At 48.1% G+C, this 11,593-nt stretch carries 6 protein-coding genes; 5 read left to right on the top strand and 1 reads right to left on the bottom strand.

Annotated elements, in window-relative coordinates; genetic code table 11:
- The 5 genes from H6G03_RS37515 to H6G03_RS06915 all read left to right on the top strand — a co-directional run.
- Window positions 1–235 (top strand): hypothetical protein (locus H6G03_RS37515; protein ID WP_206756612.1); only part of this gene is annotated, 235 nt, incomplete at its 5' end.
- Window positions 236–477: 242 nt separating this feature from the next.
- Complete coding sequence (locus H6G03_RS06930; protein ID WP_190463409.1) at window positions 478–7,347, top strand: HAMP domain-containing protein; 6,870 nt, start codon at window positions 478–480, stop codon at window positions 7,345–7,347.
- Window positions 7,348–7,435: 88 nt separating this feature from the next.
- Window positions 7,436–9,511 (top strand): hybrid sensor histidine kinase/response regulator, encoded by a 2,076-nt coding sequence (locus H6G03_RS06925; RefSeq protein WP_190463407.1) that lies wholly within the window; start codon window positions 7,436–7,438, stop codon window positions 9,509–9,511.
- A gap of 66 nt (window positions 9,512–9,577) precedes the next feature.
- Window positions 9,578–10,237 (top strand): sigma-70 family RNA polymerase sigma factor, encoded by a 660-nt coding sequence (locus H6G03_RS06920; protein ID WP_190463405.1) that lies wholly within the window; start codon window positions 9,578–9,580, stop codon window positions 10,235–10,237.
- A gap of 335 nt (window positions 10,238–10,572) precedes the next feature.
- Window positions 10,573–11,130, top strand: coding sequence for an anti-sigma factor family protein (locus H6G03_RS06915; protein ID WP_190463404.1), 558 nt, complete (start codon window positions 10,573–10,575; stop codon window positions 11,128–11,130).
- 2 nt (window positions 11,131–11,132) lie between these two features.
- On the opposite strand, the gene H6G03_RS06910 is transcribed toward H6G03_RS06915, so the two are convergent.
- Window positions 11,133–11,540 carry a gamma-glutamylcyclotransferase family protein gene (locus H6G03_RS06910; RefSeq protein ID WP_190463401.1) on the bottom strand — a complete coding sequence of 136 codons (408 nt, stop codon included), beginning with the start codon at window positions 11,538–11,540 and terminating at the stop codon, window positions 11,133–11,135.
- Between the last annotated feature and the right edge of the window lie 53 nt (window positions 11,541–11,593).

Raw genomic sequence — 11,593 nt, 5'->3', positions numbered from 1 at the left:
CTCTGCCTGGGTGGAGAAATCCCTCCAAGTAAGCCGAGTCGTGGAAAGAGGAAGCCCAAAGAGCGATCTTTGGAATCCTCGTACCTTTAGGTCGAGGAGGATGTCAACGTTTTCCTCTCAGATAAATTGCGTGCTACTGCAATTCAATGCTCTGATTCCGGCTGGTGGAGCAGAAATATTTTTAAGCAGCCTCACCAGCAAACTACACGCTGTCGATCTGTGTCGAATTTGTTAATATTTGTCTCACATCTGTCTCTCCGACTTAAGCCTACTGAGTCGCAATCCATAGGAAACGATAGAATTCTTCAGCCAAGACGCGATATGGGTAAAATTTCTCTGGTCTATATTGAAGGCTGATACAGAGGCGGAAAATATTGGCGTTTCATGCGCCACAATTGTGGAAGATAACTGGCGATCTGGTAGACACTCTCATACCAGACTGGATAAAACAATAATGAGTACCTAAAGGATAAAGCTATGCCAACGGAACAGTTAACTAAGGATGACTCAGATAGTTTAGATACTAAAGAACTGCTCAGAACGCTGGTAGCCGTTAAAAAAGGTAACTTTGCTGTTCGGATGCCGATCGAGAAGACAGGCATAGCCGGAAAAATCGCCGATGCCCTCAACGATATTATCGAACTGAATGAAAGAATGACCAAAGAACTGGAGCGCATCAGCACAGTTGTGGGTAAAGAAGGTAAAATTACTCAGAGAGCGTCATTAGGTTCGGCAGGCGGAGGGTGGGCAGAAAGCGTAAATTCTGTCAACACTCTCATCACAGATTTAGTGCAACCAACATCGGAAACAGCCCGCGTCATCCGTGCTGTTGCAAATGGAGACTTATCGCAGACGATCGCCTTAGAAATAGAAGGCAGACCCCTCAAAGGAGAATTCCTCCAAACTGCCCAAATAGTTAACACAATGGTGACGCAATTATCTTCTTTCGCGTCAGAAGTAACCCGCGTCGCCCGCGAAGTAGGAACCGAAGGAAAATTGGGCGTCCAGGCAGAAGTTCCCGGAGTTGCCGGCACTTGGAAAGACCTCACCGATTCTGTCAATATGATGGCAGGTAATTTGACAGCCCAAGTCAGAAACATTGCCGAAGTCACGACCGCAGTAGCAAACGGCGACTTATCTAAAAAAATTACAGTTGATGTTAAAGGCGAAATTTTAGAACTAAAAAATACGGTCAACACAATGGTTGACCAACTCAACTCGTTTGCTTCTGAAGTAACAAGAGTTGCACGCGAAGTGGGAACAGAAGGAAAATTAGGCGTACAAGCAGAAGTGCGAGGAGTTGCCGGCACCTGGAAAGATTTGACCGATTCGGTAAACTCAATGGCAAGTAACCTGACAGCACAGGTAAGAAATATTGCTGAAGTCACGACAGCAGTAGCAAACGGCGACCTATCTAAAAAGATTACAGTTGATGTTAAAGGAGAAATTTTAGAGCTGAAAAACACCGTCAACATCATGGTGGATCAGCTATCTTCATTCGCTAGTGAAGTAACGCGGGTAGCAAGAGAAGTAGGTGCAGAAGGAAAGTTAGGCGGACAAGCACAAGTTCCGGGAGTTGCGGGAACGTGGAAAGATTTGACCGATTCAGTTAACTTCATGGCAGGTAACTTGACAGCGCAAGTCAGAAACATTGCCGAAGTCACGACCGCAGTAGCAAACGGCGACTTGTCGAAGAAAATTACAGTTGATGTAAAAGGCGAAATTTTAGAACTAAAAAATACGGTCAACACAATGGTTGACCAACTTAACTCCTTTGCTAGTGAAGTAACCAGAGTTGCAAGAGAAGTAGGAACGGAAGGAAAACTTGGCGTCCAAGCAGAAGTCCGAGGAGTGGCAGGCACGTGGAAAGATTTAACAGATTCGGTAAACTTGATGGCAGGCAATCTGACCGGACAAGTCAGAAATATCGCCGAAGTGGCAACTGCTATTGCCAACGGCGATTTGTCTAAAAAGATTACCGTCGATGTCAAAGGCGAAATTTTAGAACTGAAGAAAACCATCAACACAATGGTTGACCAGCTATCTTCCTTTGCTAGTGAAGTAACGCGGGTAGCAAGAGAAGTAGGCGCAGAAGGAAAGTTAGGCGGACAAGCAGAAGTAAAAGGCGTAGCGGGAACGTGGAAAGACTTGACCGACAGTGTAAACTTCATGGCAGGTTCCCTAACAGCGCAAGTCAGAAACATTGCCGAAGTCACGACCGCAGTAGCAAACGGTGACTTGTCGAAGAAAATTACCGTCGATGTCAAAGGGGAAATGTTGGAGTTGAAAAATACGGTCAACACAATGGTGGATCAACTTAACTCCTTTGCATCGGAAGTAACAAGGGTAGCAAGAGAAGTAGGAACGGAAGGAAAACTTGGCGTCCAAGCAGAAGTGCGAGGAGTGGCGGGAACGTGGAAAGATTTGACCGATTCGGTAAACTTGATGGCAGGCAATCTGACCGGACAAGTCAGAAACATCGCCGAAGTGGCAACTGCTATTGCAAACGGCGATTTGTCGAAGAAAATTACCGTCGATGTCAAAGGCGAAATTTTAGAACTGAAGAAAACCATCAACACAATGGTTGACCAGCTATCTTCCTTTGCTTCTGAAGTAACCAGAGTTGCAAGAGAGGTAGGAACGGAAGGTAAGCTGGGCGTACAAGCGGATGTCAAAGGAGTTGCGGGAACCTGGAAAGACTTGACCGACAACGTAAACTCAATGGCAGGAAATCTGACCCTGCAAGTAAGAAATATTGCGGAAGTGGCGACAGCGATCGCAAACGGCGACCTTTCTAAGAAAATTACCGTACAGGTAAAAGGCGAAATCTTGGAGTTGAAAAACACCATCAATATAATGGTGGATCAACTTTCATCCTTCGCTAGTGAAGTAACCAGGGTTGCTAGAGAAGTAGGTTCGGAAGGAAAACTCGGCGTCCAAGCAGACGTGCGAGGTGTAGCGGGAACCTGGAAAGACTTGACCGACAGTGTAAACTTCATGGCAGGTTCGCTGACAGCGCAAGTCAGAAACATCGCCGCAGTGACGACCGCAGTAGCAAACGGCGATTTGTCCAAGAAGATTACCGTAGATGTCAAAGGCGAAATCTTGGAGTTGAAAAACACGGTCAATACGATGGTGGATCAACTCAACTCCTTCGCATCGGAAGTAACCAGGGTGGCGCGAGAAGTAGGTACAGAAGGAAAATTAGGCGTCCAAGCAGAAGTCCGAGGAGTTGCCGGCATTTGGAAAGAACTGACCGACAGTGTAAACTTCATGGCGGGTTCCTTGACAGCGCAAGTCAGAAACATCGCAGAAGTGACGACGGCGGTAGCAAACGGCGACCTATCCAAGAAGATTACCGTGGATGTGAAAGGGGAAATCTTGGAGTTGAAGAACACCATCAACACAATGGTGGATCAACTTAACTCCTTCGCATCAGAAGTAACCCGCGTAGCAAGAGAGGTAGGAACGGAAGGTAAGCTGGGGGTACAAGCATACGTCCGAGGAGTGGCGGGAACCTGGAAAGATTTGACGGATAACGTGAATTCGATGGCGGGGAACCTGACAGCACAGGTAAGAAATATTGCCGAGGTGACGAAGGCGGTGGCAAATGGCGACCTGTCCAAGAAGATTACCGTCGATGTGAAAGGCGAAATCTTGGATTTGAAGAATACCATCAACACGATGGTGGATCAACTATCGTCCTTCGCATCTGAGGTAACGCGGGTTGCACGCGAGGTGGGTACGGAAGGAAAACTGGGCGGTCAAGCGGATGTGCGAGGAGTTGCGGGTGTCTGGAAAGATTTGACGGACAACGTGAACTCAATGGCAGGTAACTTGACAGCGCAAGTGCGAGGGATTGCGCGAGTGGTGACGGCGGTGGCGAACGGCGACTTGAAGCGCAAGTTAATGCTGGAAGCGAAGGGAGAAATCGAAACGCTGGCAGATACGATCAACGAGATGATCGATACCCTGGCAACTTTCGCGGATCAGGTAACTACAGTGGCGCGTGAGGTGGGTATTGAAGGAAAACTGGGGGGTCAGGCGAAAGTACCCGGTGCAGCGGGAACCTGGAGGGCGCTGACAGACAACGTGAACGAACTGGCGGCGACACTAACTACCCAGCTAAGAGCGATCGCCGAAGTTGCTACCGCTGTGACTAAAGGCGACCTGACGCGATCGATTTCCGTAGAAGCGCAAGGCGAAGTCGCCATCCTGAAAGATAACATCAACCAAATGATCGCCAACCTGCGCGAAACCACCCAAAAGAACACCGAACAAGACTGGTTGAAAACCAACCTCGCCAAATTCACGCGAATGTTGCAGGGTCAGCGAGATTTGGAAACCGTTTCCAAACTTATCCTTTCCGAACTCGCGCCCCTGGTTTCCGCCCAACACGGCGTATTCTACCTCATGGACGGCGGCGACGGTCACAGTACCCAATATTTGAAGCTGCTCAGCACCTACGCCTATCGGGAACGCAAGCATTTGGCGAACCGCTTCAGTTTGGGCGAAGGACTGGTAGGACAGTGCGCCTTAGAAAAAGAACGCATCCTCTTGACCGAAGTGCCGGATAACTACATCAAAATTAGTTCTGGTTTGGGAGAATCTACACCTTTAAATGTAGTAGTCCTACCGGTGTTATTTGAAGGTCAAGTAACCGCCGTCATCGAACTGGCATCCTTCCGTCGCTTCAGCGAAATTCACCTGACATTCTTCGATCAGCTAACGGAAAGTATTGCGATCGTGTTGAATACGATCGCCGCCAGTATGCGGACAGAAGAATTGCTCAAACAATCGCAATCTTTGGCCGAAGAACTGCAAACTCAACAAGCGGAACTGCGCGAAACTAACAAGCGATTGGAACAACAAGCCCAATCCCTCAAAGCATCGGAAGAATTGCTCAAGAGCCAACAAGAACAATTGCGCCAAACCAACGAAGAATTAGAAGAAAGAAGCGGATTGTTGGAGTTGCAAAACAAAGAAGTCGAACGCAAGAATCGCGAAATCGAACAAGCCCGACTTTCCTTGGAAGAAAAAGCCGAACAATTAGCTTTGAGTTCCAAATACAAGTCGGAATTCTTGGCGAATATGTCACACGAATTGCGAACGCCGCTGAATAGTTTGTTGATTCTGGCGAGGCTATTGGCGGATAATCCCGAAGGAAATCTGACACCAAAACAAGTCGAATATACGCGCACAATTCACGCAGCAGGTACGGATTTGTTAGGTTTAATTAATGATATTTTAGACCTAGCGAAAATTGAATCCGGCACCATGTCAATTGAAATTGATATGATGCTGTTCACAGAGTTGAAAGAGCAAATCGAGCGAACCTTCCGACAAGTTGCCCAAGATAAAGGATTGGCTTTCACAATTGATTTTGTCTCCGAACTGCCAAGAGCGATATATACCGACTCCAAACGATTGCAACAAGTATTGAAAAACTTGCTCTCTAACGCATTTAAATTTACCGAACAAGGTAATGTGACTCTGCGATCGCAAATAGTCACAAGCGGTTGGAGTCCGGAAAACGAAAATTTGAGTAACGCATCTAGCGTCGTCGCCTTCTCCGTCACCGATACCGGTATTGGTATCCCCACTGACAAACAAAAAATCATTTTCGAGGCATTCCAACAAGCGGATGGCACCACCAGCCGCAAATACGGCGGTACCGGACTCGGATTATCGATTAGCCGAGAAATCGCCCATCTTTTAGGGGGAGAAATTCAGTTAGTCAGCACCGTAGGTAAAGGCAGTATCTTTACTCTTTATCTACCACAAAACAATTTGCCCCAAAACGATGGCGATAGCCCCACAGAGGAGCCAAGCAGAAGAAACGAAGAGCGGGAGAGCGGGAGAGCGGGAGAGCGGGAGAGCGGGAGAACAGCGACAGAGATATATAATGTTTCCCCCACGCCCCCACTTACCCCACTCCCCCCATCCCCCACTCCTCCACTCGCCCCTACCTCACCAAACACCTACACAGCCCCAAATCCAAATAATGTGCCTGCGATTTCTAGAGATCCCTCAGAAGAAACGGTCGCGTCGCAGCGACCGCAGGTACAACAACGAATGCCATCAAGCCAAGACGGGTATAAAGCTCAACCGACATCCTTGGCGGACGATCGCGGCGATATCCAGCCCAACGATATGGTATTGCTGATTGTGGAAGATGACATCAATTTCGCTCGCGTCTTGTTAGATATGGCGCGACAGCAAGGTTTCAAAGTTTTGGTAGCTTTGCGCGGCGAAACCGGCTTGGTAATGGCGCGAGAATATAAACCGAGCGCCATCATTCTGGATATTAGTTTGTCCTCATCAGTGGATGGGTGGACAGTACTCGATCGCCTCAAGCACGACCCGAATACCCGTCACATCCCCGTCCACATCGTTTCTGTAGCAGAAGGACGACAGCGCGGTTTGCAACTCGGAGCTGTATCCTATCTCCAAAAACCCGTCACCGCAGAAGCATTAACCTCTGCGCTGACAAACATCAAAAGTTTTATCCAGCGCCCAGTGAAAAACCTGCTGGTAGTCCAAGATAACGAAAGTCAACGCCACAGCATTGTCGAGTTAATCGGTAACACTGACGTATCCACCACAGCTGTGGGTACGGGGATAGCAGCCTTGGAAGCGCTCAGAGAAGGAAACTTCGATTGCTTGGTGCTGGATTTGAACTTACCGGATATGAACGGTTTTGAATTAATCGAGCGCATCCACCAGGAATCTTTTAGAAAGGTAAACGCGGTCAGTTACAGACCCCTACCAATTATCGTTTATACCGATAAGAAACTTAGCAAAGCAGAAGAAGTTCACCTCAAGCGCATTGGCGAAACTACTCCGCTCAAACAAGTACACACTCCAGAGCGTCTCCTAGATGAAACGGCGTTGTTTCTGCATCGAGTGCAGTCAAACTTACCCGCACAAGCGAGAGAAATGCTGGAACAACTGTACAAAACAGATTACGTACTGGCTGGCAAAAAAGTACTCATTGTCGATGACGATGTGCGTAATATTTTTGCCCTCACCAGTATGCTGGAACGCTATCAAATGCAGGTGATTTATGCCGAAAACGGTAGGGATGGTATAGCTGTTTTGCGAGGAACTCCAGATATCGATATCGTCCTTATGGACGTAATGATGCCGGAAATGGACGGATACGAAACAATGCGAAATATCCGCCAAATACCTCAATTTAAAAAACTGCCGATGATTGCACTCACTGCCAAAGCGATGAAAGGCGATCGCGAAAAGTGCATCGAAGCAGGTGCGTCCGATTACATCACCAAACCAGTAGATACAGAGCAGTTACTCTCGATGCTGCGCGTTTGGCTCTATCGATAAAATTTCAAATTTTAGATTTCAGATTGCAAATTAATTAAATTTGAAATCTAAGATTTAAAATCTGAAATTTCCTCAAGAGCAATGACCAATGATCGACCACGAAAAAGTCAATGTCTTAATGGTTGACGACCATCCAGAAAATTTGCTAGCGCTAGAAGCAATACTAGATTCTTTAGGTCAGAATCTGGTAAAAGCCCATTCTGGTGAAGAAGCATTAAAATGTCTGCTCAAGCAGGACTTCGCCGTGATTCTGCTTGACGTTCAAATGCCAGGAATGGATGGATTTGAGACTGCAACGCTGATTCGACAACGAGAGCGTAGCCGCCACACCCCGATAGTTTTCCTGACAGCCTTCAGTACCAGCGACTCCTTTGTGTTCAAGGGTTATTCTTTGGGTGCGGTGGACTACCTGCTCAAGCCGATAGAGCCGGAAATATTAAAATCGAAAGTTTCCGTATTCGTTGACTTGTGCAAGAAGACTCTAGAAGTCAAGCGACAAGCAACCCAACTGGCAGCTATGAATGCCGAACTCAGAGAAAGCGAAGAGCGGTTTCGCTGCTTGAGCTACTGTTCCCCAGTCGGTATTCTGCTGACAAATACTGACGGTCTCTGCACTTACACCAACCCGCGCTGCCAAACCATTTGCGGTTTTACTCTGGAGGAAAGCTTGGGAGAAGGTTGGCTGGAGTCAGTGTATTGGGAAGATCGAGCGCGAGTAAAAGCTGATTGGTTTGCCTATACTTCTAGAGAGGCTTCCGCAGGGACAATAATTAAGGCTGACCGAGAACATATTTTGACAGCAGGGCATTACTCCAACGAGTTTCGCTGCCAGACAAGTGAGGGAATTATTCGTTGGGTTAACTTCCAGTCCTCGTCGATGCTCTCCGATCGCGGCAAGTCGATCGGCCACGTCGCCACAATAGAAGATATCACCGATCGCAAGCAAGCGGAGGAAGAGCGCACAAAATTGCTGCGGGAGCAAATCGCAAGGCAACAAGCCGAGGCAGCAAACCGTATGAAGGATGAGTTTCTGGCGACCCTCTCCCACGAACTCCGCACGCCGCTTAACTCGATATTAGGCTGGGCTCGCTTGCTCCGCACTCGCAATTTTGATGAAGAAACAACAGCTCGCGCTCTCGAAACGATCGAGCGCAACGCTAAGTTGCAGACGCAATTGATCGAAGATATTCTCGATGTATCCCGCATTATACGGGGTAAGCTGCGTCTGAATCTCTGTCCGTTCAATCTTGTTGGAGTTATTCAAGCAGCGATCGATGCGGTATCTCCGCAAGCGGAAGCTAAAGCAATTCAGCTGCAAACTTCGCTTGACCCCCATCCGCATTTGATTTCCGGCGATCCTAACCGCTTGCAGCAAATTGTCTGGAATTTACTTTCCAATGCGATCAAATTTACTCCGGAAGGAGGAAAGGTTGATGTCAAACTGGAGTACCGTGGCTCTTGGGTTGAGGTTGTAGTTAGCGACACAGGTATTGGGATCGATCCAGACTTTCTTCCTTATGTTTTCGATCGCTTCCGTCAAGCTGATGGCAAAACCACGCGGTTATACGGGGGTCTCGGACTGGGATTGGCGATCGTTCATCATTTAGTAGATCTGCATGGCGGCACAGTCCGTGCCGAAAGTCAAGGAGAAGGTCAGGGAGCGACCTTTAGGGTGAAATTACCCCTTTTGGTGGGCAAGAGCGAAGCAGTCTGCCAAAAAAATGAATCAAACAACTCGATTAATTCGCGCTCCGCACTCCGCGATCGAACTCTGGCCGATTTGCAGGTGCTTTTGGTGGATGACGAACCTGATGTACGCCAGTTTGTCAGTCTAGCGTTGGAAGAATACGGAGCCAGAGTGATAGCAGTCGCATCCGCAGGCGAAGCAATGAAGACTCTTACTCATTTGCAACCAGATGTATTGCTCAGCGATATAGGTATGCCGGAGGAAGACGGCTACACCCTGATCCGCAAGGTGAGAGACCTGAATACAGCGCAAGGCGTATTTATTCCCGCAGCGGCGCTAACAGCTTATGCTAGGGAAGAGGACGGTATCCACGCGCTTGCGGCTGGCTTCCAGATGCACCTGTCCAAACCCGTTGATATCAACGAATTGGTTACCGCAGTAGCCAAACTCGCCGGACGAGCGATCGCGGCTTCTTGAGTCCGGGAACTTTTGTCATATCGGCGGCGTCAAGGAAGAAGGGATGTATTAAAACGGATTCCGTCCATGAGTCAGTCGATTCCTGTATCCTGGTCTAGCAGTGAGGTTAGCTTTCCTCAAGCAGCAGTGCAGCCAGTTGAAAAACTCTCTAACTATGACTTAGTTTTGCGGTGTCAAGCTGGGCATCGCCCAGACCGCTCGGCATTCGCAGAATTATTGCGTCGGTATCAGTCCCATATAGATAAGATTTTGTACCACCTAGCTCCTGATTGGCAGGATCGAGCCGATTTAGCTCAGGAAGTCTGGATTCGGGTTTATCGCAATATCAAGCGCCTTAACGAACCGGTCAAGTTCCGGGGGTGGCTGAGCCGGATCGCCACCAATCTTTTCTATGATGAGTTACGCAAACGCAAGCGAGTATCTCAACCCCTGTCTTTGGATGCGCCTAGAATGGTAGAAGATGGGGAGATGGATTGGGAAATCGCAGCTGACAATCCGGGGCCTGTAGAAGATTTGAGTACTCGCGAGTTCTACGAGCAACTCCATACTGCGATCGCCGATCTACCAGAGGTTTTCCGAACTACGATTGTCCTCAGAGAAATTGAAGGGATGGCATACGAGGAAATTGCTGATATTACGGGGGTTTCTCTGGGAACTGTCAAGTCTAGAATCGCTAGAGCCCGTCAGAGACTCCAGTCTCAGCTACAAAACTATCTCGATAGTTAATGGTTTCTGGATCTGAGGCGATCGTGTTTGTGAATCTTCTCCGAGCGATTTTGCGCTTCGCTCTGACTTTTGCAGTCTGGATGCCAAGACTAAATCTACCGGAAGAGATATCGAACTTGAGTAGTAAAGATTGCTTAGACCCCTCATATACCGGTTTAAAATTTGTAGTAGACTAGCGAGTACTGAATGGTGAGCGGACAAAAATTTGCAATTAGCTTAGTGTGTAAAAAAACACCAAGTATACAAAAGATTGCAATTTCACACTCGCCTGGAAAAAGATTCCCGCTAGGGACGCTCAAATTGATTATCAATAATCTACGCATTCAAGCATTGGTATGAATACTGACTTTGAATCCCGTAATTTTTCAAAACCGAATTCCGCAGGGAATTCGCCTGCGGGTAATTTGGGTGCGCTCGATACTCAAAAGCGCGATCGATTTGAGTTGCTGAGTGCCTACTTGGATGGGGAGGTGAGCGTACAAGAACGCCGACAGGTAGAAGCATGGCTGGCAGAAGACCCCCAAGTGCAGTGTTTGTATGCCAGACTGATGACGCTACGCAAAGGGATGCGGACAATGCCTGTGCCAGCGTGCGAGCAACCTGTGGAAGAAACGATAACTCAAGTGTTCTTGCGCTTGAGTCGCCGTCGCCAAAAGCAGGTGCTGTTGTGGGGTGGTAGTGCGATCGCGGCGGGGTTGATTGCCGCAGTTTCAGGCGTGTTCGGAGGTGGCAATTCTTTCTCGCCGCAACTGGCGCAATCTCCGGAAATGCCTGTAGCTTCGGAACCTTTGATGCTGGCTTTAAATCAACCTGTGGTGGAAATTCCCAAAGCGTCGGTGGCAGCACCCATAAACACGATCGAACATAGCTCCTATTACAATCCGGGTAGATAAACTCAAAAATATTTTGAGGAAAACCACCAGCCTGATGGGATGAAGATACCTCCCAAACCTTCCACTCGCTCGCTGGTCATGAAATAGGCCCAGGCAATACCTTGCGATCGCCCGTCTAAATTATAGGTCTCGATTTGTTTGCGATCGTAAAGATTCTCCTCCGGTAGCCGTTGCGGGTCGTAATCTTCCAGTTGGTCAAGCTTGTGGAGAACATCCGCATCGGCAAAGGTAAGCACATAACCTTGGACTCGGGTGTACCCCGTCGTCATAGCGGGATAACCAAAAGCAGGTAAGTGAAAAAGCTCACCGTAGGCGATCGATCTTTCCTCTTGCACTACTTTACCAGCACAGTATCGCTGATAGTTCGATTCCCCCGGTTTGAGCGTGCCGTATACGAAAACTTTTAACATTTTTTAAATTCAAAACTTTAGGCGCTTCCAGTATTGTATTATTACGAAAGTAT

Origin of the sequence: Aerosakkonema funiforme FACHB-1375, assembly GCF_014696265.1 — a bacterium.
Taxonomy (GTDB): Bacteria; Cyanobacteriota; Cyanobacteriia; order Cyanobacteriales; family Aerosakkonemataceae; genus Aerosakkonema; species Aerosakkonema funiforme_A.
The sequence above is the reverse complement of the archived record's forward strand: the minus strand, read 5'-3'. Positions and strand labels throughout refer to the sequence as shown.